The organism is Sulfitobacter sp. HGT1 (genome assembly GCF_013282155.1).
Classification (GTDB): domain Bacteria; phylum Pseudomonadota; class Alphaproteobacteria; order Rhodobacterales; family Rhodobacteraceae; genus Sulfitobacter.
The window spans coordinates 278,452-301,930 of sequence record NZ_BLWI01000002.1 but is presented as its reverse complement, the minus strand read 5'-3'; the positions used below and the strand labels follow the sequence as shown (position 1 = coordinate 301,930).

At 60.0% G+C, this 23,479-nt stretch carries 16 protein-coding genes and 1 tRNA gene; 11 read left to right on the top strand and 6 right to left on the bottom strand.

Annotated features, from left to right (window positions below):
• Nucleotide 1 precedes the first annotated feature (1 nt).
• The 10 genes from HGT1_RS03565 (at nt 2) to HGT1_RS03520 (ending at nt 11,425) form a co-directional block, all read left to right on the top strand.
• The gene (locus HGT1_RS03565; protein WP_176248599.1) at nt 2-2,242 is read left to right on the top strand and encodes a xanthine dehydrogenase family protein molybdopterin-binding subunit; all 2,241 of its coding nucleotides are present in this window, start codon (nt 2-4) and stop codon (nt 2,240-2,242) included.
• A complete protein-coding gene (locus HGT1_RS03560) occupies nt 2,239-2,811 on the top strand; it encodes a hypothetical protein (RefSeq protein WP_176248598.1) in 573 nt (190 codons plus the stop codon). The genes HGT1_RS03565 and HGT1_RS03560 overlap by 4 nt, the downstream gene beginning before the upstream one ends.
• 58 nt (nt 2,812-2,869) lie before the next feature.
• Nucleotides 2,870-3,910, top strand: a complete 1,041-nt coding sequence (locus HGT1_RS03555) for a pyridoxal-phosphate dependent enzyme (RefSeq protein WP_176248597.1) — start codon at nt 2,870-2,872, stop codon at nt 3,908-3,910.
• Nucleotides 3,910-5,055 carry a Xaa-Pro peptidase family protein gene (locus HGT1_RS03550; protein WP_176248596.1) on the top strand — a complete coding sequence of 382 codons (1,146 nt, stop codon included), beginning with the start codon at nt 3,910-3,912 and terminating at the stop codon, nt 5,053-5,055. Before HGT1_RS03555 ends, HGT1_RS03550 begins: the two co-directional genes overlap by 1 nt.
• Entirely contained in the window at nt 5,052-5,798 is a 747-nt protein-coding gene (locus HGT1_RS03545; RefSeq protein ID WP_176248595.1) for an aspartate/glutamate racemase family protein, read from the top strand. Before HGT1_RS03550 ends, HGT1_RS03545 begins: the two co-directional genes overlap by 4 nt.
• A gap of 113 nt (nt 5,799-5,911) precedes the next feature.
• Nucleotides 5,912-5,986 (top strand) — tRNA-Gly (locus HGT1_RS03540).
• A 116-nt stretch (nt 5,987-6,102) separates the two neighbouring features.
• Nucleotides 6,103-7,899 (top strand): ABC transporter transmembrane domain-containing protein, encoded by a 1,797-nt coding sequence (locus HGT1_RS03535; RefSeq protein WP_176248594.1) that lies wholly within the window; start codon nt 6,103-6,105, stop codon nt 7,897-7,899.
• A gap of 65 nt (nt 7,900-7,964) precedes the next feature.
• Nucleotides 7,965-8,396 carry a peptidoglycan-binding protein LysM gene (gene lysM / locus HGT1_RS03530; RefSeq protein ID WP_176248593.1) on the top strand — a complete coding sequence of 144 codons (432 nt, stop codon included), beginning with the start codon at nt 7,965-7,967 and terminating at the stop codon, nt 8,394-8,396.
• A 213-nt stretch (nt 8,397-8,609) separates the two neighbouring features.
• Complete coding sequence (locus HGT1_RS03525; protein WP_176248592.1) at nt 8,610-10,487, top strand: acyl-CoA synthetase; 1,878 nt, start codon at nt 8,610-8,612, stop codon at nt 10,485-10,487.
• Nucleotides 10,484-11,425, top strand: coding sequence for an alpha/beta hydrolase (locus HGT1_RS03520; protein WP_176248591.1), 942 nt, complete (start codon nt 10,484-10,486; stop codon nt 11,423-11,425). Before HGT1_RS03525 ends, HGT1_RS03520 begins: the two co-directional genes overlap by 4 nt.
• On the opposite strand, the gene HGT1_RS03515 is transcribed toward HGT1_RS03520, so the two are convergent.
• The 6 genes from HGT1_RS03515 to HGT1_RS03490 all read right to left on the bottom strand — a co-directional run bounded on the left by HGT1_RS03515 (nt 11,422) and on the right by HGT1_RS03490 (nt 19,618).
• Nucleotides 11,422-12,258 (bottom strand): alkaline phosphatase family protein, encoded by an 837-nt coding sequence (locus HGT1_RS03515; protein ID WP_176248590.1) that lies wholly within the window; start codon nt 12,256-12,258, stop codon nt 11,422-11,424. The genes HGT1_RS03520 and HGT1_RS03515 overlap by 4 nt on opposite strands.
• Before the next feature lie 77 nt (nt 12,259-12,335).
• Complete coding sequence (locus HGT1_RS03510) at nt 12,336-13,973, bottom strand: ABC transporter ATP-binding protein (protein ID WP_176248589.1); 1,638 nt, start codon at nt 13,971-13,973, stop codon at nt 12,336-12,338.
• Nucleotides 13,970-14,785, bottom strand: a complete 816-nt coding sequence (locus HGT1_RS03505) for an ABC transporter permease (protein ID WP_176248588.1) — start codon at nt 14,783-14,785, stop codon at nt 13,970-13,972. The genes HGT1_RS03510 and HGT1_RS03505 overlap by 4 nt, the downstream gene beginning before the upstream one ends.
• 133 nt (nt 14,786-14,918) lie before the next feature.
• Nucleotides 14,919-15,875, bottom strand: coding sequence for an ABC transporter permease (locus HGT1_RS03500; RefSeq protein ID WP_176248587.1), 957 nt, complete (start codon nt 15,873-15,875; stop codon nt 14,919-14,921).
• Between the two features lie 12 nt (nt 15,876-15,887).
• Nucleotides 15,888-17,492, bottom strand: a complete 1,605-nt coding sequence (locus tag HGT1_RS03495) for an ABC transporter substrate-binding protein (RefSeq protein WP_176248586.1) — start codon at nt 17,490-17,492, stop codon at nt 15,888-15,890.
• A 131-nt stretch (nt 17,493-17,623) separates the two neighbouring features.
• Nucleotides 17,624-19,618 carry a CocE/NonD family hydrolase gene (locus HGT1_RS03490; RefSeq protein ID WP_176248585.1) on the bottom strand — a complete coding sequence of 665 codons (1,995 nt, stop codon included), beginning with the start codon at nt 19,616-19,618 and terminating at the stop codon, nt 17,624-17,626.
• A gap of 368 nt (nt 19,619-19,986) precedes the next feature.
• Between HGT1_RS03490 and HGT1_RS03485 the strand changes: the two genes are divergently transcribed.
• Nucleotides 19,987-23,454, top strand: a complete 3,468-nt coding sequence (locus HGT1_RS03485; protein ID WP_176248584.1) for an Ig-like domain-containing protein — start codon at nt 19,987-19,989, stop codon at nt 23,452-23,454.
• Nucleotides 23,455-23,479 lie beyond the last annotated feature (25 nt).

Below are 23,479 nucleotides of genomic sequence, written 5' to 3'. Positions count from 1 at the left end.
CATGGGACGCGTAAAAACCATTGCCCGCCGCAGTTTCCTGATCGGGTCGGCCGCCATCGCGGGTGGCGTTGCCTTTGGCACGTATCTTTATAAACGCGAGGGCGAAAACCCCTTGCTGGCCGATCTCAAGCCAGGTGAAACCGCGATCACCCCCTACGTCAGGATTGACGCCCAAGGGATCACCCTGATCACGCCGCGTGCGGATGTGGGGCAGGGCGCATGGTCGATGCAGGCGCATCTGATTACCGAAGAACTGGACATCGACCCCGCAACAGCGACCGTGTCGCCGGGGCCTGCCAGTGCGATTTACTACAATGGTGTGGTCGGGGCCGAGGCGATGCCGATTGCCGCCACATCCGATACTTTGCTGGCGCGCACGGGGCGCGGCGCTGCGGATGTGATGGGCAAACTGATGGGGCTGCACATTACCGGCGGGTCCTCGACGGTGCCCGATATGTACGACCGTCTGCGCATGGCGGGGGCTGTTGCACGCGAAACGCTGATCCGCGCCGCGATGAAACAAACCGGCCTGCCGCGCGACCAGCTGAGCACGGAAAACGGCCATGTTGTGCTGCCGGACGGATCAAAGATCGACTATCTTGATCTGGCAGTAGCTGCCGCAGACATCGACCCCGTGCAGGATGTTGCCTTGCGCGATCCGTCGCAGTGGCGCTATTTGACCAAGCCGCAAAAGCGCACGGATATGGTCGCCAAATCAACCGGCACCCTGACCTATGGTATCGATATGGTGATGGACGGCATGGTCTATGCCACCACCCGCACCAACCCCGCCATGGGCGGCGGCATCATCGGCTTTGACGCAGCAGCGGCCCAGGCGATGCGCGGCGTGCGCAGCGTCTTGCCGATCACCGGCGGAATTGCCGTTGTGGCCGATAACACGTGGCGGGCGTTTCAGGCGGCCCAGGCTGTCGACTGCGACTGGGGGCCTTCACCCTATATCGGGAACACCGCCGACCAGTTTGACGCCGTCGCGGCATCCATGACCGACGATCATCAAGACAGCCGCTTCAAGGACGAAGGCGATGTAACCGCCGCGCTTGACGGTGCCGATGTGATCGAGGCGGAATACCGTATTCCCTATCTGGCCCACGCCCCGTTGGAACCCATGAGCGTCGTGGTCAAAATGACCCGGACCCGTCTGGATATCTGGACGGGCACGCAGATTCCGCGTTTCGTGCAGGCCAACATGGCCAAGCTGACGGGGTTGGATGCGGATAACATCCATGTGCATGTCTTGATGTCGGGCGGCAGCTTCGGTCGCCGGCTCGAGGATGATTACGTTGCCCAGGCCGTCGAAATCGCCCTGCAACTGCGTGATACCCCGATCAAGATGATCTGGCAGCGCGAAGAAGACTTTACCCATGATTTTTCCCGCCCGCTGGCCATTGCACGTGGCAGGGGGGCCGTGAAATCCGGCGCGCTGGATGCGTTTGATCTGTCGATTGCAGCGCCATCCGTCGCTGAATCGTCGCTTGCCCGGTTGGGCCAGCCTGCCATCGGCCCCGATGTGGCGATTGTGGCGGGTGCGTGGGACCAGCCCTTCGCGATCCCCAACTATCGGGTGACGGGATACCGCACACCGGCGATGGTGCCGATCAGTTCGTGGCGGTCCGTGGGGGCATCGGGCAACGGGTTCCTGCACGAAAGTTTCATGGACGAGATGTGCCATGCCGCTGGCGTCGACCCGCTGGAAGAACGGCTCCGGCTGTGCTGGCACGCGCCCTCGCGCAAGGTGCTCGAGGCCGTGGGCGAAATGTCGGATTGGGGCAGCGACCTTGGGCCCAACCGCGGGCGGGGGCTGGCCTTCACGCTGGCCTTTGGCGTGCCTGTGGCCCAGGTGGTCGAGGTCACGAACACGGATCGTGGCATTCGCATCGACAAGGTATTCGTCGCCGCTGATGTGGGCCGTGTGCTGGACCCTGTGAACTTTGAGGCGCAGGTGCAAGGCGGGGTGATCTTTGGTCTGGGCCATGCGATGAACTGCGAGATGACCTATGTCGATGGCGCAGCCCAACAGGACAATTACCACGCTTACGAGGGGATGCGCCTGTACCAGACGCCTGAAATCATGGTGCGCGGCCTTGAGAATGGCGACAAGATCAGGGGCATCGGCGAACCGGGTGTTCCGCCCGCTGCACCTGCACTGGCGAATGCGATTTTTGCCGCCACCGGCCAACGCATCCGTGAATTGCCCCTGTCCAAATCGGTGGATTTTGTATGAGAACCTTTGCAGTAGCTCTGTTGTTGGCGACACCTGTTGCCGCCCAAGATGCCCCGACCAAGGCACAAGGTCTGGCCGCGTGGGATGATATCTATGCGGTCACCTCGCATCCGCGCTGCACCAATTGCCATGTGGGCGCAGATGGTATCCCGATGTGGGACGGCCTGACCTATGGCGCGGACGCGGTTCACGGTATGCATGTTCTGGCCGGCGAAAGCCGTGTGGGGGCCGAAACGATGCCCTGCCGGACCTGCCATATCGGCGCGCAGTCCGGCAATGCGACACCGCACGCCCCGCCGATGATCGACGACGCCTGGCGCTTGCCCCCGGCTGAGCTGGCGTGGCTGGGAAAATCTAGCGACGCGCTTTGTGCGCAATTGCGTGACCCTGAAACCAATGACGGTTTCGCAATGGATGGTCTTGCGACCCATCTGGAAACCTCGGCGTTTGTGGCCTGGGGGTTTGACCCCGGTGCCGGGCGCAGCGTGCCGCCGGGAACCCTGGACGAGATGGTCGTCGCGTTGAACCTGTGGGCCGCCGCCGGTACGCCCTGTGCAAGTGATCCGTAAAAGCCAGCCTTAGGACAATTCTCCTTGACCTATTTCCGCGCGGCTTGTTCGGTAGGCCATGGATATTTTGCACATCACCCGCCCCGCCGCCGTTACCGGCCTTGATGATATTCCCATGCCGTCGGTGGATGCGCAGGCTGCGCAATCGCTGGTCGCACGCTGCCCTGTTGCGGGGGAAACCCCGCTTGTTCAGGCCGAAGCTTTGGCCGTCGAGGCAGGGGTGGCCGAATTGTGGGTCAAGGACGAACGCGGCCGCATGGGGCTGGGCAGCTTCAAGGCGCTGGGTGCGGCCTATGTCATTGCCTGCGACAAGGAACGCGGCGACCATCGCGGGCGCACCTATGTCACGGCCAGCGCTGGCAATCACGGCATGTCCGTGGCTGCGGGTGCCCATGCCTTTGGCGCGGCCTCTGTCGTCTTTATCTCGGAAACTGTCCCCGAAAGCTTTGCCGCGCGGCTGGCCGAACAGGGTGCGCAAGTGGTGCGCCAAGGGGCGACCTATGAGGATAGCATGGCCGCCGCACAGGCTGCGGCAGATGCGAACGGCTGGGCGCTTTTGTCGGACAGTTCGTGGCCCGGATACACCGAACGCCCGCATCGCCTGATGGAGGGCTATCTGGTCTTGATGGCCGAGGCGATTGCCCAGATGCCCGCCGCGCCCACGCATATTTTCTTGCAAGCGGGTGTTGGCGGTCTGGCCGGATCATGCGCTGCCTTGGCGCGGCAGGCATGGGGCGATGGCCCGTGCATCATCGTGGTCGAACCCGATGCCGCCGCGGCATTGCACGGGTCGATCAAGGCAGGTGCCCCCACAGAAAGCGCCGGACCGGTCAGCGACATGGGCCGGCTGGATTGCAAAATGCCATCGCTGATCGCGCTGAAGGGGCTGGCGCGCGATGCCGATGCCTTTGCCCTGATCTCGGAGGCCGAAGGGCAGGCAGGGGCCGGCACCGCGATGGTTGCAGGCTTGGCGTCCAGCCCGTCGGGGGCCGCAGGGATCGCGGGGGTGTTGGCGCTGTCGGATGCGCAAAAGGCCGACCTTGGGATCACCGCAGCATCCATCATCCTCACAGTACTAAGCGAAGGGCCTGCAAGCTGATGCGTGGATTTGCGCAAGCCGAATATGAGGCGCGCCTTGCGCAGGCGCAAAAGCTGATGGCCGCCCATGACTTGTCTGCGATGCTGCTGACGACCGAGGCTGAAATCCGTTATTTCACCGGGTTTCTGACGCGGTTTTGGGAAAGCCCGTCGCGGGCGTGGTATCTGGTGATCCCGGCCTCGGGCAAACCGATTGCGGTGATACCGTCCATTGGTGCGGCGCTGATGGCGCAGACCTGGGTGGATGACATCCGCACATGGCGCGCCCCCGATCCTGCCGATGACGGGATCAGCCTGTTGTCGGACACGTTGAACGAAATCGCAGGGATAGGGCGCATCGGCATTCCGTCTGGCCCTGAAACCCATCTGCGGACCCCTCAATCCGACTGGGGCTGGATCAAGTCGGGGACATTCGGGCAGTTCGTGCCCGACAACGGCATTACGGCCCGTTTGCGTGCGGTCAAATCCGGTGCGGAAATCGCCAAGATTGAAACCGCCTGCACCATCGCGGGGCGTGCCTTTGGACGCGTGCCCGAAATCGCTGGCCAAGGCCGCGCGCTGTCTGCTGTCTTTCGCGACTTTCAACGGTTGTTGCTGGAAGAGGGGGCCGATTGGGTGCCCTATCTGGCTGGCGGCGCGGATCGCGACGGCTATGGCGATGTGATTTCCCCCGCCGCAGACAGGCCCTTGGAGCAGGGCGATGTGTTGATGCTGGATACGGGCGCGGTGTTTGACGGGTATTTCTGCGATTACGACCGGAATTTCGCCATCGGGCCTGCGTCGCCAATCGCGCGCGATGCCCATGCGCGGTTGATTGATGCGGTGAATGCGGCGGCGGATATTGCCCGCCCGGGCACAACGGCCGCAGACCTGTTTCATGCGATGGACAAAGTCGTGACCGGCGGGGCAGGCGGATCGGATGCCGGGCGATTGGGGCACGGGCTGGGGATGCAACTGACCGAAGGCATGTCGCTGATCGCGGCCGACCAGACTGTGCTGGCCGAAGGAATGGTCCTGACGCTTGAGCCGGGGATTGATACTGTTGACGGCCGGATCATGGTGCACGAGGAAAACATCGTGATCACCCAAGACGGCTGCCGTTTCATCAGCCCGCGTGCGGGGCCGGAAATGACGGTGATCGGATGAGCTATCCCTACAGGTCCGTGGCGACGCTTGATCCGGCTCTGGGGCTGATCGTCTTGCAGGCCGATGAAACCCTTGAAGGGGACATGCGGGCGATGATGCCGCTGGAAACCGCGTTTTATGTCAGCCGCGTGCCCAGCGACGATGCCGTCACCTCCGAGACGCTGGCCGAAATGGCTGGGCATCTGACCCGCTCGGCGGGGTTGCTGCCCCATGCCGCGCGCTTTTCCAGCATCGGATACGGGTGCACCTCCGGGGCCGCTGAAATCGGCTCTGACCGGGTGGCCGGGCTGATCCGTGCCGGCAAAAGCAGCCCCCATGTGACCAACCCGCTAAGCGCGCTGATCGCCGCATGCGAGCATCTGGGCGTGACGCGGTTGGCGCTGCTGTCGCCCTATGTCGCACAGGTATCGGCCAAACTGCGCGATGCGCTGGCGCGCCAAGGCATTGAAACGCCTGTTTTTGGCAGCTTTGACGAGGCGGAGGAGGCCAAGGTCGTGCGCATCGATGGCCCGTCCATTGTTTCGGCGGCCGTCGATCTGGCATCGCGCGGCGGGGCCGAGGCGGTTTTCCTGAGCTGCACCAACCTGCGCACCCTTGGTGTCATCGACCAGATCGAGCGGGAAACGGGGCAGCCGTGCCTGTCGAGCAATCAGGTTCTGGCGTGGCACATGGCGCAGGCCGCAGGGATCACCGCGCGGATACCGGGGCGGCTGGGGCAGGGGATGGTAACGTCGTTAAAGTGAACCCGTAACGCCCGCACTGCCGCAGATTGACGGGTTTGAGCAAATTCCGGGCCATTCGGGGTATTGATCCACTTGACGATCGGTTCGTGTTGGCATACCTCAGGCTTCGCTGAGCGGGCGTTGTGTAATGGTTAAGACCTCAGTTTTCCAAACTGAAGATGAGGGTTCGATTCCCTCCGCCCGCTCCAGTATCCCGTTGTGAAAATACGTCGTGCTGTGGTTTGCCGCAGATATGATGCCTTTGTCGGGCCTTGACCCCATGCGCCGTGCAGGCGATGACACGGGAGCATGAAAAGGAATTCCCATGGCTCGCAAACCCACGCCCGCACCCGCCCAAGAAGAACGCGAAAAATCCCGCGAACTGGGTGCCTTGCGTGCGCTTGCCCCGTTTCTGGCCCCCTATCGCGGCCTGATGATCGCAGCGATTCTGGCCCTGATCAGCACGGCGATGATTTCGCTGATGCTGCCATTGGCCGTGCGTCGGGTGATTGATAACTTTAGCAGCGGCGAGCAGTTGCTGGACCATTATTTTGTCGCGGCCCTCGCGATTGCGGCGCTTTTGGCGGTGGGAACCGGGCTGCGCTATGCCTTGGTCACGCGCTTTGGCGAACGGGTTGTTGCCGACATTCGCAAGGCCGTGTTCGACCGTGTGATCGGGATGAGCCCGTCGTTTTATGAACGCATCATGACCGGAGAAGTTCTGAGCCGGATCACCACCGACACAACCCTGATCCTGTCCGTGATCGGGTCGTCGGTATCCATTGCGCTGCGTAATGTACTGATCTTTAGCGGCGGGTTGATCCTGATGCTGATCACCTCGGCCAAGCTGACGGGGATGGTGTTGTTGCTGGTTCCGGCTGTGGTTGTGCCTATCCTGGTGCTGGGGCGCAAGCTGCGGGTGATGAGCCGCGAAAACCAGGATTGGATCGCAGCAAGTTCGGGCAACGCCTCCGAAAGCCTGAGTGCGGTGCAGACCGTTCAGGCCTTTACCCACGAGGCCGCCAGCCGCGCGCAATTCGCACAGATGACCGAAGCGTCCTTTGACGCCGCACGCCGCAGGATCAAGACGCGGGCTCTGATGACCGTCATCGTTATTTTCCTGGTCTTTGCCGGCGTTGTCGGGGTGTTGTGGATGGGCGCACGCGATGTGCGCGCGGGCGATATGACCCCCGGTGCCTTGGTGCAATTCGTGATCTATACCGTGATGGTGGCAGGCGGCGTTGCCGCATTGTCGGAAATCTGGGGCGAATTGCAGCGCGCGGCGGGGGCCACCGAACGTCTGGTCGAATTGCTGCAAACCAATGACGACGTGCGCGACCCTGCCACATCGACGGCATTGCCCGCCCCTGTCGCGGGCCGTATCGCGTTTGAAGACGTGCATTTTGCCTATCCCGCCCGCCCCGGCGTGCAGGCACTGGATGGCGTGAACCTGACGATCAATCCGGGCGAAACCGTTGCCTTTGTCGGCCCGTCGGGGGCAGGCAAGACAACGATCATCCAGATGATCCTGCGGTTCTATGATCCCCAGTCGGGCCGGATCACCCTTGATGGCGTCGATCTGCGCGATGTGACGCGGGATACTTTCCGCCGCTCGGTCGCGCTTGTCCCCCAAGATCCGGTGATCTTTGCGGCCTCCGCGCGGGAAAATATCCGCTTTGGCCGCCCCGACGCGACCGATGCCGAAATCATCGCAGCCGCCGAAGCTGCGGCCGCACACCAGTTTATCAGCGCCTTGCCCGAAGGCTATGACAGCTACCTTGGCGAACGCGGCGTGATGCTGTCGGGGGGGCAAAAACAACGCATCGCGATTGCCCGCGCCATTTTGCGCGACGCGCCCGTGTTGCTGTTGGACGAGGCCACCAGCGCGCTGGATGCCGAAAGCGAACGCGCGGTGCAGGCGGCCGTCGACAAGCTGAGCGAGGACCGCACGACCCTGATCGTCGCGCACCGCCTGGCGACTGTGAAAAAGGCCGACCGCATTGTCGTGCTGGAAGCAGGCAAGATTGTCGACACAGGCACTCATGATGAACTGGTCGGCAAGGGCGGGCTTTATGCGCGTCTGGCCCGATTGCAGTTCACCGACGGTATCGCTGCTGAATAAAACACTTGTTAATCTTCCGTTAAAGTGGAAACAATCACGCGAATTGAAGCCAAAAGGAGATCAACATGGGTTTGTGGAGTTTCGTAAAAGATGCCGGCAAAAAAGTATTTGGCGGCGGCGATAGCAAAGAAGTAACAGGCGCTGCCTTGCAGGATGAGCTGAAGGAACTGGGCCTCGATGCCGAAGGTCTGGATATTCAGGTTGATGGGGACAAAGTTACCGTCAAGGGCAATGCTGTCAGCCAAGAGATGAAAGAAAAAGTCATTCTGGCAGTTGGCAATGTCGAAGGTGTTGCAGCCGTCGAAGAAGACATGACCGGTGGTGACGGTGACGGCACATTCCACACCGTTGAAAAGGGTGACACGCTTTGGGCGATCGCGGCCAAGACCCTTGGCAATGGCGCACGCTACGAAGAGATTTTCGAGGCCAACAAGCCGATGCTGAAGCACCCAGACAAGATCTATCCGGGTCAAATGCTGCGTATTCCAGCAAAGTAATCCGGCAGCCTTCCCGACCGGGAATGCCAAATCGGACACATCAAAAGAGCGGCAGATATTTTCTGCCGCTCTTTTTTGCATTTTGCGCGCCAGAAACGCCGCTGACGCAACGTTCCAACACCGTCTGGCGCTTGCGAAATCCAAATTTAGCCATCATCCTTGGCGGCAGGGAATAACTGGATGCGGGCAAACCGCACCAAAGGGAGGATTACTATGTCATTTGCCGGGGTCGAAGACCGTAATGCAATCGAGGCAGAAATGCCGTGGGCTGACCGCGACGTCGCCAAAACCATGTGGAGTTTGCTCAGCAATACGGCTGGCAAATTTCCAAATCATAACGCCATCAGCTATCAGTTGTTTTCCGGTCCCAAGGACCACGCGGAAACGCTGACATGGTCGCAACTGCGCGGTCAGGTCGGGCGGGCGGCAAACCTGTTCCGTTCGCTGGGCGTTGGTCCGACGGATGTCGTGGCCTATGTGCTGCCGAACTGTAACGAAACGGTCATTACGTTGCTGGGTGGGTCTGTTGCTGGGATCGCGAACCCCATCAACCCGCTGCTTGAGGCCGAGCAGATCGGATCGATCCTGCGCGAAACCAATGCCAAGGTCGTGGTGACCTTGCGGCCCTTCCCGAAAACAGATGTGGCGCAGAAAACCGCTGCGGCTGTCGCCCTGGCCCCGAACGTAAAGCACGTGCTTGAGGTTGATCTGTGCCGCTATCTGACCGCGCCAAAGTCATGGATCGTCCCGATGATCCGCCCCAAGCAGACGGTCAGCAACCATGCGAAGTATCACAACTTCAACACCGCGCTTTCCAAGCAACCTGTCGAGCTGACCTTTGATGATCCGCAAGAAGACCGCGTGGCATTCTATTTCCACACCGGTGGCACCACGGGCATGCCCAAGGTCGCACAGCATAAATATTCCGGCATGGTCTATAACGGCTGGCTGGGTCACACGTTGCTGTACACCGAAAACGACAACATCATGTGTCCGCTGCCGCTGTTCCACGTTTTCGCCTGCCACGTGATCTTGATGGCGGCGGTAACATCCGGTGCACATGTCGTGTTCCCGACGCCGCAGGGCTATCGTGGCGAAGGCGTGTTTGACAACTTCTGGAAGCTGGTTGAACGCTGGAAGATCACCTTTATCATCACCGTGCCCACAGCCATTTCGGCCAAGATGCAGCGCCCGATTGATGCGGATATCTCCACCGTGAAAACCGCGTTTTCGGGGTCCGCGCCGCTGCCGCTGGAACTGTTCCGCCGCTTTGAAAAGGCAACCGGCATCACCCTGATCGAAGGCTACGGTCTGACCGAGGCAACCTGTCTGGTGTCGTCGAACCCGACCGATGGCGTGCGCAAGGTCGGCAGCATCGGGATCACCTTCCCCTACACGGATGTAAAGATCATCAAAGGCACCAATGATGGCCCGGTCGAAGCAGGCGTGGACGAGATCGGCGAGATTTGCATCTCGAACCCCGGTGTCTATGCGGGCAACACCTATACCGAAGCCGACAAGAACAAAGACCTGTATTATTTCGACAAATACCTGCGCACAGGCGATCTGGGCCGTATCGATGCAGATAAATACCTGTGGATCACGGGCCGCGCCAAAGACCTGATCATTCGCGGTGGTCACAACATCGACCCCGCCGAGATCGAAGAAGCATTGCTGGGCCACGAGGCCGTAGCCTTTGCCGGTGCGATCGGCCAACCCGATGCCCATGCAGGCGAAGTGCCTTGCGCCTTTGTCGAACTGGTCGGCGGTGCCTCCGTGACCGAGCAGGAGCTGCTCGATTTCTGCAAGGAAAGGGTTCAGGAACGCGCGGCACAGCCCAAGCACATGACGATCATGCCCGAACTGCCCAAGACGGCTGTGGGCAAGATCTTCAAGCCTGACCTGCGTAAAATGGCGATCACCCGCATCTTTAACGAGACGCTGGAAAGCGCCGGTTCTGCCGCACGTGTGGCTTCGGTGACCGATGACAAAAAACGCGGTCTGGTGGCACAAATCACCATGAATGGCGCATCCGAGGCCGATGTCGGCAAAATTCTGGATGTGTTCACCTTCGGCTGGGAAGCCGCATGAGCCAACCCGACTATCGCGTTCTGCTGGACGATGAAATCTGGGCCTATATGAACCGGTCCGATGAATTCTATCCACCAGACGCGGTCGGGCTGACAATCGAAGACCAGCGCGCGGTCTATAACAGGATGTGCGCTGCTTTTCACCAAACCCACCCTGACGGGGTAAAAACATGGGACGCAGCTTGTGCTGGCGTCCCATGTCGCTTTTACGAGGTCGGGGCATCCGACATCACGGTCGTTTATTACCACGGCGGCGGGTTCGTTGTGGGCGGACTGGACAGCCATGATGATGTCTGCGCCGAAATCTGTGCACGGTCCGGATACCGCGTGATCTCGGTCGATTACGGTTTGGCCCCCGAAGTGATTTTCCCCGGCTGTTTCAACGATGCCTATGGCGCGTTCGAGGCCATCGCCGCCGCTTACCCCGGTGACATTGTGCTGGCCGGTGACAGCGCGGGTGGTAATCTAGCTGCCGCTGTCGCCCATCATGCCCGTGGCCGCGTTGACGGGCGCATCAGGGGGCAGGTACTGATCTATCCGGGGCTTGGCGGGGACCGGACGCAAGGCAGCTATATCCGCCACGCCAATGCGCCCCAGCTGACGGTCGCGGATATGGAATTCTATCAAAAGGTCCGCTCCGGTGGGGAGCCGCCAAAGGATGATCCACGCTACGCACCGCTGCACGATACGGATTTCACCGGATTGCCGCCCAGCGTCATGATCACGGCCGAATGCGATCCGCTGTCCAGCGACGGCGAAGCCTACCGCGATGCCATTCTGGCCGCTGGCGGCCAGGCGATCTGGATCGAGGAGGCAGGGCTGGTCCATGGCTGCCTGCGCGCCCGCGTGATGTCACGCAAGGCGGCTGCATTCTTTGATCGGATCGTGGACGCGATCAGCCGACTGGGGGCAGGGGAATGGCCTGCAACGCGCCCCTAGCTTAGAAACGATTTCGCTTTCATGGTGTCGGCGACAGGGGCCCCGAGCCGGCCCAGAATGGTCGGTGCAAGCTGCAACTGGTCGATCACCGTATCCGCTGACGGGCCTGTCGCATCGCCAAAGTAATACAGCGCGGTTTCCTGCTGCAAGGCGCTGCGCCCGCCATGGTGGCCGCGTTCATCCTGCCCGTGATCGGCCGTCACGATGACCTCGTAGCCCATCGCACGCCACCGGGGGATAAAGGGGGCCAGCATCTCGTCCATCACCGCGCAGGCGTGATCCATTTCCTGACAATCGTGGAAAAACCGGTGGCCCATGCTGTCGAGCGTGCAGGTATGCAACATGCCGTAGTTCAGGTCGAACCGCTGTGCCAGATTGGTCAGCGTGCCGAACAGATCGACGTCAGACGGCGTCATCTGGTTGATCAGCCCATAGCCGGTCATGGTGTGGAAACGCCCGTGGTTGATCGTGTCGCTGTCGGGTTCATCATATTCGATGTCGCGGACAAAATCGAAAGGATGGCGGTTGAAGAACTCGGACCAGAAGGAATGCGCGACAGCCCCCGTGACACCACCAGCGGTACGGGTTTGCGAAAACACATCCTTGTGCTTCAGGCGGAATACATTGCCATTGCCGGTGCAGCCATGCTCGGCCGGGGCCACGCCCGTGTGGATCGACGCATAGCACGAGGCCGAGATCGACGGCAGCACGGCGCGCTGTTTCCAGACACGGGCATCGCCACTATCGACCCAACCTTCGAGGTTGCCGAACAGACGGCGGAAGTTGCGGTAAGGGACGCCGTCAAGGATGATCAGCAGCAGTTTCTTGTCCATGGTCTGGTCCTACATTTGCGAGGTTGGTCGGAAAATTCGAATTTTCCGGTCCGGATTTTTTAAAAAATCCGGCGTCCCTAATTCCCGGCGCTTTCCATACGGCGGCTTTCGATGGTTTCTTCCAGCCAGCCGATTTTCATCTCCGGAACCGAGCTGAGCAGCAGGTCGGTGTAATCATCAAAGGGCGGTGCGAGCACCTGACTTTTCGGCCCGTAGCGCACAACCTTGCCCTGATACATCACCGCGATGCTGTCAGCGATGGCACGCACCGTCGCCAGATCGTGGGTGATGAACAGATAGGCGACGTCTTCGATCTTTTGCAGGTTCAGCAACAGCTTGAGAATGCCATCCGCGACCAGCGGATCAAGGGCCGATGTGACCTCGTCGCAGATGATCAGCTTGGGTTTGGCCGCAAGCGCGCGCGCAATGCACACCCGTTGCTTTTGACCGCCCGACAGTTCCGCAGGATAGCGGTCCTGAAAACCGTCGCCCAATTCGATCTCGTCCAGCAATTCCTGAATGCGCTTTTGCTTGGCTTTGCCTTTCAGGCCGAAATAGAATTCCAGCGGCCGACCGATGATGGTGCCCACGGTCTGGCGCGGGTTCATGGCGGTGTCGGCCATCTGATAGATCATCTGCATTTCACGCAGGTCTTCGATGGGGCGGGTCGCCAGTTCGGGGTTCAATACCCGTCCGTCAAAGGTGATCTGCCCGTCGCTGGGCGGCAGCAAGCCGGTGATCACGCGGGCCAGTGTCGATTTGCCGGAGCCTGATTCACCGACAACGGCCAAGGTCTGGCCGGGGTGGATATCGACGTTGATATTCTTGAGAACGTCGAAATTGGTGCCCTGATAACGCGCCGTCACATTCTCCACCCGCAGCACAGGCGTGTCAGTCGGGGTCTTTTCCTGATGGTCGATCGACCGGACAGAAACCAGCGCCTTGGTGTAGTCTTCTTGCGGGTGGTTGATGATTTGATCGACCGTGCCGTATTCGACCATATCCCCCTGTTGCAGCACCATGATGTGATCGCTGACCTGTGCCACAACGGCCAGATCGTGGGTGATATAAAGGGCGGCCACTCCGGTTGCGACAATCGCTTCCTTGATCGCGGCCAGCACGTCGATTTGCGTGGTGACATCCAGCGCTGTCGTCGGTTCGTCGAACACCACCAGATCGGGTTCGGGGCATAGCGCCAGCGCCGTCATGCAGCGTTGCAACTGCCCGCCGGACACCTGATGCGGATAACGGTTGCCGATGGTTTCAGGGTCGGGCAGGCCCAGCTTGGCAAACAGCTCGATCGCGCGGGCCTCGGCCTCGGACTTGGTGAATTTATTCTGGAAGATGGCCGCTTCGGTCACCTGTTCCATGATCTTTTTGGCGGGGTTGAACGAGGCCGCTGCCGATTGCGAGACATAGGTCACTTCGGCCCCGCGCAGACGCCGCAGGTTGCGCAGGTTTTCCTTGAGGATATTACGCCCGTTGACCCAGACTTCGCCGCCGGTGATTTCAACACCGCCACGGCCATAGGCCATTGCCGCCAGACCGATGGTGGATTTTCCGGCACCGGATTCACCGATCAGGCCCAGCACCTTGCCGGCCTCAAGGTCGAAATCCACACCATGCACGATTTTGATCGCAACGGGTTTTTCCCCGGGAGGATAGGCCGTCGCGCCGATTTTCAGGCCGCGGACTTTCAGCAGCGGTTCGGTCATCCCCGGCCCCCTTTCAGCGATGTGGTTCGGTTCAAAATCCAATCCGCAACAAGGTTGATCGAGATGCACAGCGTCGCAATCGCATAGGCGGGATACAGCGCCGCTTGGATGCCATAGTTGATGCCTTCCTTGTTCTCTTTCACGATGCCGCCCCAATCAGCCTGCGGCGGTTGAACGCCCAGACCAAGGAACGACAAGGTCGAGACGAACAGAACCGCAAAGATAAAGCGCAGGCCCATTTCAGCGACCAGCGGGGACAAAGCATTGGGCAGGGTCTCGCGGAAGATGATCCAGCCGATTTTCTCGCCACGCAGGCGGGCGGCTTCGACATAATCCATCACGGTGATGTCCACGGCCACGGCGCGCGCCAGACGGAACACGCGGGTGCTGTCGAGCAGGCCCATCAGCAAGATCAGGATCGGCACTGTGGTGGGCATGACCGACAAGACGACCAGCGCAAAGATCAGCGACGGGATCGACATGATCAGATCAACAAAGCGCGACAGCGTCTGATCCACCCAGCCGCCTGAAACCGCAGCAAAGAAACCCATGACAGATCCCAGTGTGAAGCTGAGGATGGTGGCCGCGGTGGCGATAAAGATCGTGGTTTGCCCGCCATAGATCATCCGGCTCAGCAGGTCGCGGCCGATGCTGTCGGTGCCCAGGAGGAACTCACTTGAGGAAGGCTCCCACACATCGCCGACGACTTCGGCCATGCCATAGGGGGCGATCCACGGGGCAAAGACTGCCATCAGGAAATAGATGCCGGTAAAGAACAGGCCGATCATTGCGGATATGGGGATGTTCTTCATGGGCGAAACCCTTTCGATGACAGGGTTCTAAAGTTCAGTGACGTTGCGGAGACTGGGTGTTTCGCTGCGCTTTTGCCTCGCAAGAACGATTGGTCGCGCACAGCGTATTTTTTCGGGGAAAAATGCACTGAACTCATTTTGGATGCCTCAACCTTGGATTGGCAAGGATCGACACGATGTCGGCAATCAGGTTCAGACCGATATAGACGGCAGCAAAGATCAGGCCGCAAGCCTGCACAACCGGCACGTCACGTTTGCTGACGTGGTCCACAAGGTACTGACCCATGCCGGGATAGGCGAACACAACTTCGACCACGACAACGCCGACCACCAGATAGGCCAGGTTCAGCATGACCACGTTGACGATGGGGGCGATGGCATTCGGGAAAGCGTGCTTGCGGATGATCTTGAGCATCCCCAGACCTTTGAGTTCAGCCGTCTCGATATAGGCCGATTGCATCACGTTCAGGATCGCGGCGCGGGTCATGCGCATCATATGCGCCAACACCACCAGCGTCAGCACCATCACAGGGATCGCAATCGCGTTCAGCTTGGCCCCAAGGGTCATGCTGTCGTTGATGATCGCCACTGACGGAAACATCCGCCATTTGATCGCCACCCAATAGATCAGCACATAGCCAATCATGAATTCGGGGATCGAAATGGTCGTCAGCGTCACCGCCGAGATCAGCTTGTCGGGCCAGCGGTCTTTGTAGCGCACCGCCAGTAGCCCAAGGAAGATTGCCAGCGGGACCGAAATAGCGGCCGCCCAGAAGGCAAGGAAAAGGGTGTTTTTCAAACGTCCGCCAAGGCTTTCCGCGATGTCGCGGCCATTGGTCAGGGCCGTGCCCAGATCGCCCTGCAACACACCGCCCAGCCATGAGAAATAGCGGGTGACGGCGGGGTCGTTCAGCCCAAGTTCGCGGCGCAGGTTCGCCAATGCTTCGGGGGTGGCAGATTGGCCTAATATGGATTGTGCCACGTCACCGGGCAAAATCGAGGTGCCTGCGAAAATCAGGACCGACGCGGCAAGGAGGAGCAGAAGGCCCAACGCTAAGCGTTGGGCGATCAGTTTCAATATCGGGTGCATCTAATGGTACCCTTAAGCGTCTTTGACCCAGCATTTGATCGGCGCTTTGTTGTTCATCAGCTCCGCGTTCGGGTCTTCGATCCAGCCGCCAACATTATTGGCAACACCGTCAACAAAGTCGTTGAACATTGGCAGGATCAGGCCGCCTTCGTCACGCAACATGCTGCCCATTTGGGAATAGATCGCCTTGCGCTTGGCTTCGTCCAGTTCGGCACGTGCCTCAAGCAGCATCGCGTCGAATTCAGGGCGCTTCCAACGGGTGTCGTTCCAGTCTGCGGTCGACAGGTACGCTGTCGAATACATCTGGTCCTGAACCGGACGGCCACCCCAGTAGGATGCACAGAACGGCTGCTTGTTCCACACTTCGGACCAGTAACCATCGTTAGGCTCGCGCTTGATTTCCAGCGGGATACCGGCTGCTTTGGCGGATTCGAGGAACAGCGACGCGGCATCCACGGCACCGGGGAAGGCACCATCGGCAACGCGCAGGATGATCGGGCTGCCATCGTGACCGGACTTGGCGTAGAATTCTTTCGCCTTTTCGATGGAATGTTCGCGCTGTGGAATGGATGCGTCAAACAACGGATAGGATGCGTTGATCGGCATGTCGTTCCCGATGGAACCATAGCCGCGCAGGATCTTGTCGACCATTTCTTCACGGTTGATCGCGTATTTCAGCGCCATACGCAGGTCGTTGTTGTCAAACGGTGCCGTGTCGATATGGGCGATGAACACGTAGTGACCGCGACCGGACACGGATTTAACGCTCAGGTTCGGCGCACGGTCCAGCAGGGCCGCAACCTTTGGGTCAACGCGGTTGATCATGTTGACCTGACCGGATTGCAACGCCGCAGTACGCGCAGTCGCGTCGTTCAGCACCAGCACTTCGTTATAGTCGGTAAAGCCGCGGTTGTCGGCATCCCAGTAGTTTTCGTTGCGTCTAAAGCCGTGGCGCACACCGGGTTCGTCAACTTCGAGCGTGTAAGGGCCTGTACCGATACCGGCACCGGGGTTGTCCATGCCGCCATCGGGCTGGATCATCAGGTGATAGTCGGCCATCAGATAGGGAAGGTCAGCGTTGCCTACTTCGAGTTCGACGATAAAGTTGTCGCCATCGACCTTCATGCCGGAAATGCCGCGCATGATGCCCAAAGCACCCGACTGGCTGTCTTCGTTCGAATGGCGCTGCATGGTTTTCAGCACGTCCTCGGGGGTCATGTCCTTGCCGTTGTGGAACTGGATGCCCTTACGGATCTTGAACGCCCATGTTTTCGCATCGGCGGAGGCTTCATAGCTTTCGGCCATGCGGGGTTCTACAGAGCCGCTCGGGTCGACTTCGACGAGGGTTTCGTACAGGTGGCGCAGGTTGTCCAAAGGTACTTCGGATGCGGTCAGTGCCGGGTCAAGCGTGTTGGTGGATTCACCACCCGACGAGCCGATCTTGAGCGAGCCACCCCGGACCGGAGCCTCGTGCGCGGCGGCTTGGGCATTGCCCGCCAGCATCGAGTTCGCGACAGCAGCCGTCACACCCAAAGCAGCAGCGCGGCCCACGAATTCGCGGCGGGTCATCGTGCCTTTGGCCACTTGGCCGGTCATGTATTTCAGTTGATCATTCATGATCATATCTCCCTGTTTTGGTGATTTTATTATCTGCACCTACGTTGAGGCATCTTTGTTTTTCTGCCTTACGTTTGCGCATTTTCTTTTTTGTCGCAAGGGTTAATACCTTGTAGTTTATGACGACTTTATTACATGAAGTGTCGCTTAACGCCATCCTCCAAGTCACGTTCATAGATCAGCTCGTCGTCTTGATACGCTTCGAGCCGCGCGGTCAGAAAAAAGGTCGTGGCGTCAGACCACATTCTCGAATGGGTTTCGGTGCGCAATCTGATGCCGTCCCGCTCAAGCTCTTCGGTCCAGTGACATGTGCCGGCCGCACTCAGCGGATCTGCGGGGTTGATGGTCCAGCGTTCGCGCGCGACAGACCCTGCGATCAAGCCGTGATCGGCGTCCTTTACCTTGCCGAAATCGTCCTCGATCACGAGCGATACATCGCCCGTGACCATATCGGTTTCCTGCCGCCGGATGTGGTTTTCGGGGCGCAAGGTTTCGGTTTCCCACGGGGCCGCAGCGGTGGGGGGCGGGAATGTATATTCGTCACCTCCGGTCGTGGGGCGTTGGGGCAGGGCAATGTCACCTGCCGTCAGCGTCAGCGTCGCGGCATCGGGGCTGGGCCAGATCAGCGGCCAGTAAGCGGTTGAAATAGACACGCGTAAACTGTGCCCTGCCGGTACGCGGTAGGCGATGTGATCCAGAGCAAAGCTGATGTCTTCGGCCTTGCCCGGCTGCATTGCGGCGGGGTTTTCGGCGCTGTTTCGGTGGCTGAGATTCAGCACCCCATAGGTGATGCGCGCGCTGGCCCCGTCGGGGTGGATGTGGTTCAGCCGGACCGCGATCTGCCCTTGGGGTTTGTCGCAAGACAACCGCAAGGTGATGCGCGGCGCGCCGACGATGTCCATGTCTTTGGCCAGCGGTCCGGTGTCAAAGGTGGTGGAAAGCGCATCGTCTTGTCGCTGGTCGCCGGGCATTTCGGGGCCCAGCCAGATCGCGCAGTATTCACCGGCGCTGGCACCGCAATGGGCGGGTGACGCGACCGTCGCGTTCAGCGAGGCCGGTTCGGCGGCAAGCCCTGCGTCTGTCAGGTGCAGCGACTGGACCGGCAAATGCGATGTGGCACCGGTGTCTTCGGCAATCCAGCGGCCGGGGCGTTCCAGCACCCATGTCGCGGGGCGCATTCCGTCCATCAGATAGGCGCGATAATCGGGGTCGTCCTCGACGCCGGTGTCGATGTCTTTCAGCCAGCGGTCCCACCAGCGCAGCGCTTCTTGCAAGAAACCGATGCGCGGTTCGGGGATCGCGAAATGGGGGTATTTATGCACCCAAGGGCCCACGATACCCTTGGCACCGGGCAGGGCTTCTACCAATTGGGGAACCGCGTTTTTATAGGCATCGCCCCAACCGCCCACGGCCAGAACCTTGGCCTTGATCGCGGCATAATCCTTGATCACCGACCCCTGTTTCCAATAGGCATCGCGCGACTGGTGGCGCAGCCACAAGGATGGAAGAAACGGTTCGGCCTTTAGCCTTTCCAGCCACATTTCGCGCCAGTCGGCACGCAAGGCAGGGTCGGGCGCGCGGCTGGAATAGGCCCACATCGTCGCCCCCCAGCCCAGGTTTTCATTCAAAAGGCAGCCGCCCTTGTAATGAATGTCATCGGCGAAACGGTCCACGGTCGAACACAGGGTGATAACCGCCTTGAGAGCTTCGGGATTATGGGCCGCCACTTGCAGGCCGTTAAACCCGCCCCAGCTGATCCCCATCATGCCGACATTGCCGTTGCACCAGCCTTGGGCGGCGAGCCAGTTGATCACCTCGATGCAGTCGGATTGTTCAAGCGGGGTGTATTCGTCTTCCATGACCCCTTGGCTGTCCCCATTGCCGCGCATATCGACGCGCACGCAGGCATAGCCGCGTTCGGCAAACCACGGATGGGTCAGCGCGTCTCGTGCCGTGGTGCCGTCGCGTTTGCGATAGGGCAGATATTCCAGAATGACGGGTACAGGCGCGCTGTCTGAATTTTCGGGTCTCCAGATGCGGGCGGAAAGGCGGCAGCCATCAGAGAGCGTGATGCCCAGATCCGGGTCTTCGATCAGGGCGAGCGGGGCGTTTGAGCTGGTTTTCATGCCGTCAGCGTTGCGGCGACTTGTTACGCTTGTCAACAAATTGCTGAAGGGAAACCCCAAGGCTTTCGACAATGATGAACGACCCGCCAATCCGGTCGGCAACAGGGCGCGGCTTGGGCTGTTCGGCGACTTTCCCGCATGGGTGGAAACTGTGGCCCCTGTGCACATAAAAATAAGTCGGTAATAAGGCAAAATGAATTTAAAGTTGGCATTTGGGAGCTAATAAATATAGAATGAAAAACAATAACATATTCGCGCTTAACGCGAGTACGATCAGGCGTCTGCACGGTTGGATTAAACGAACCGGCAGTCAATAAAATAACCAGGTGATCCGCAAAGAACGGGCATCGAGGTAGAGCGGTGATATTATGAAGACGATAGATTTCGTCGTTCGCGATCAAGCGGGCGCATTGCAACGTGGCACGGTAGCCGATGGCTCCAAGTTCCATGTGATCCAGGCGCAAGCCGGACAGGAAATTTCCCTTAACCTGCGTCAAACCGATTTCTTGTCCCAGCAGCGGGCAGGAAATGATCTGGTCATGACCATGGCCGACGGGTCAGTCATTACAATTGAAAACTATTTTAACGAGACGGGCGCGGCAAACCGTCTGTTTGTCTCGTCCGATGGCTATTTGAACGAAGTCGCCTTTATCGAGGGCGAGGGCGGCAGCCTGCACGCGCAATACGGTCCGACCGAACAATGGGGCAAGTGGAGCCCTTCGGATGATCTGATCTATCTTGGCCGTACGGATATGGTGACGGCCCCCGGTGGCATGGTCGGCGGCGGCGACGACGAAGTGTCGATGCTTGCAGCGCCTCTGCTGGGCGCTGGTTTGATTGGCGGCGGCGGTGCTGCGGCTGCGACTGCGGCGGCGGTTGTCGGTGGTGCGGCTGTGATTGGCGGCGGCGGCGGTGGTGGTGGCGGCGGGTCTGTCGCGGCCCCATTCGTGAACGAACCTGAATCGGCTTCTACAGTCGGTGGTGACGGCGCTGACAAAACGGTGACAGTCACAGGCGGTGGTGAACCGGGCGCTGACGTCGTTGTGACCATTGGCGACAAGCAAGTCGAAACCACGATCGGTACCGATGGCACATTCGAAGCCGTCTTTACCGGCGACAACTTCCCGGCGGATGGCAATTACGAAGCCGTTGTCGAAGTAACCACAGGCGGGGCGACCACCACGCTGGATGGCCCGACATTCGTGATCGACACAACGGCCCCGACGATAACCGTATCTGAAGGCACGCAAAGCGTGTCCGACTACTTTAACGGTGAAAGCTTTGCCCAGGGTGTGACGATCAATGGCACCGGCGAAGCGGGGTCCACCATCGACGTTACCGTTGGTGGTGTGACGCGTTCCACCACTGTCGGCGAAAACGGCGCATGGTCTGTGACCTATGAAAACGGCGCGTTGCAGGGCGGCGAATACCAATCCGAAGTCACGATCAAATCGACCGACCAATTCGGAAACTCTGCCATCACAACCGAAACGCTGGTTGTTGACACGGTGGCCCCGACGGTCGTTGTGACATCTGGCACGCAAGGGGCCGGCGACAGCTTTAACGCGGCTTCTTTTAGCAATGGCGTGACCATCAGCGGCACGGGCGAGCCGGGTTCCACGGTTGAACTGACAGTCGGCGGTGTGACCCGCACGGCAACAGTCGGCGGCAATGGCGCGTGGTCGGCAACATGGCAGTCGGGCACTTTGCAGGGCGGCGAATACGTCAGCGATGTCACGATCGTCACAACCGATACATTCGGCAACGCAACCACCACCACCGAAAAGCTGGTTGTTGATACAGTGTCCGAAGTTTCCGTTGCGGATGACAGCGCGGCGGGCGACGGCACCATCAACGCGGCAGAGCGCGGCGATGGCGTGACCCTGACAGGCACGGCACAACCCGGATCGACGGTACAGGTCACCTTTGGCTTTGCCACCCATCCTGCAACGGTTGCGGCTGATGGCAGCTGGACTGCGCAATTTGCGACCAACGAAATCCCTGCGGGCGAGACAACGGCAACAGTCACCGCCGTTGCGACCGATGCGGCGGGCAACAGCTCGATCGCGACGGGGCAGATCGAAATCGACACCTTTGTTAACAGCCTTTCCTTTACCAATCAGGCAGGCGGGTCCGACGCGACCATCAACGCTGCCGAGGCGGGTCAAGGTCTGGTCATGACCGGCCGCGTCGAGGCGGGTTCGACCGTTTCGGTCCAGATGGGCAATGCAACGCATATGGCCACCGTCGACCAAAGCGGCAACTGGTCGGTGACCTTTGCGCCGGGCGACATTCCATCCGGCACCTATGCCAGTTCCATCGTGGCAACCGCGACGGACAAGGCAGGCAACAGCCGCAGCATCACGCAATCGGTTTCTGTCGATACCGAAGCAGGCCTGCTGACGATCAGCCCGACCCCGGTCGAGGGCGACGATGTGGTCAACGCGGCAGAAGCCAGCGATGGCGTGGCGATCTCCGGCACCGCGGATGCGGGCGCATTCGTGACCGTGACATTGGCGGGTGTTTCCCACACCGTCCGTGCTGACGCAAACGGCCAGTGGACATCCTATTATGCCGCAGGCGAGGTGGCCCAAGGGGTTTATACCGCCAACATCACGGCAGTCACGACCGATGCAGCCGGCAACAGCCGCTCTGCCACCGACAGCGTTCAGGTTGACACTCGCGTCGATAACCTGTCGCTGAACACGGTCGAGGGCGACAATATCGTCAGTGGCGCAGAGCGTCTGGCCAATGGTGGCGTTCTGGTGACCGGGACATCCGAAATCGGGTCGTCCGTGGTCATCACGCTTGGCAACGCATCTGCCAACGGCACGGTTGACGCCAATGGCAACTGGGCGGTGACCTTTGCACCCGGTCAGGTACCGCAGGGCACGATCAACACCACCGTTTCGGTCAAGGCAATTGACCGGGCCGGCAACTCTGCCACAGCGAGCCATGCCGTGTTGATCGACACGGTTGTTGATCCGCTTGATATGAACCAGGCGGGCGGCACCGACGGTGTTGTCAGCGCCCGCGAAGCCGCGATCGGCATTGATCTGAACGGTCAGGTCGAAGTGGGGTCGACCGTTGTGGTCAATTTTGACGGCACCAACTATACCGCCAATGTCGATGCTTCGGGCAACTGGAGCGTGACAATCCCGCCTGCGAACATCCGTCCCGGTACCTATGATGCAGATATCTCGGTCACGGCGACCGACCATGTGGGCAACATTGATTCAATCAGCGATACGCTGGCGATTGATACCTATGCGCCAGACGGTCCGGTAATTGAATCCTACACCCGCGATGGCGACGGTATCCGCGCCATTTCGACCGAGCAAAGCGATGACAGCCTCGCGGTGCACCAGATCCACGCGGATAAATCCATCACCGAGGTTCAGGCCGATACGCTGGACAACGACTTCCTGAACGAGACGAATTTCTACTTCAACTCGGATGTTCCGGACGGGTCCGACCTGATCGTCACGGCGACAGATGCAGCTGGAAACTTCTCTGGTACCTATCTTGCGCTGGATGATGAAAGCGCAAATACGCAGCTTGGTTTGACCAACCCGAACCTTGCCAATTTCAACATCGAAACGGTGGACCTTCAGTTTGCAGAAGAAGCGCAGCTGACCATTACCGAGGCGGCGTTGGTCAATCTTTCCAGCAATACCAACACTCTGGTTGTGAACGGTCACAACGATGACACGGTCACAATCACCGGGGCAACACGCACCGGATCCGAGGTCAAGGACGGCCAGACCTACGATATCTATTCGCTGGGCACCGAAGGCACGTTGATGATCGACGACGACATCAATGTCGTAATCTAAGGCCGGCACAAGGCTAGGGCGCGGG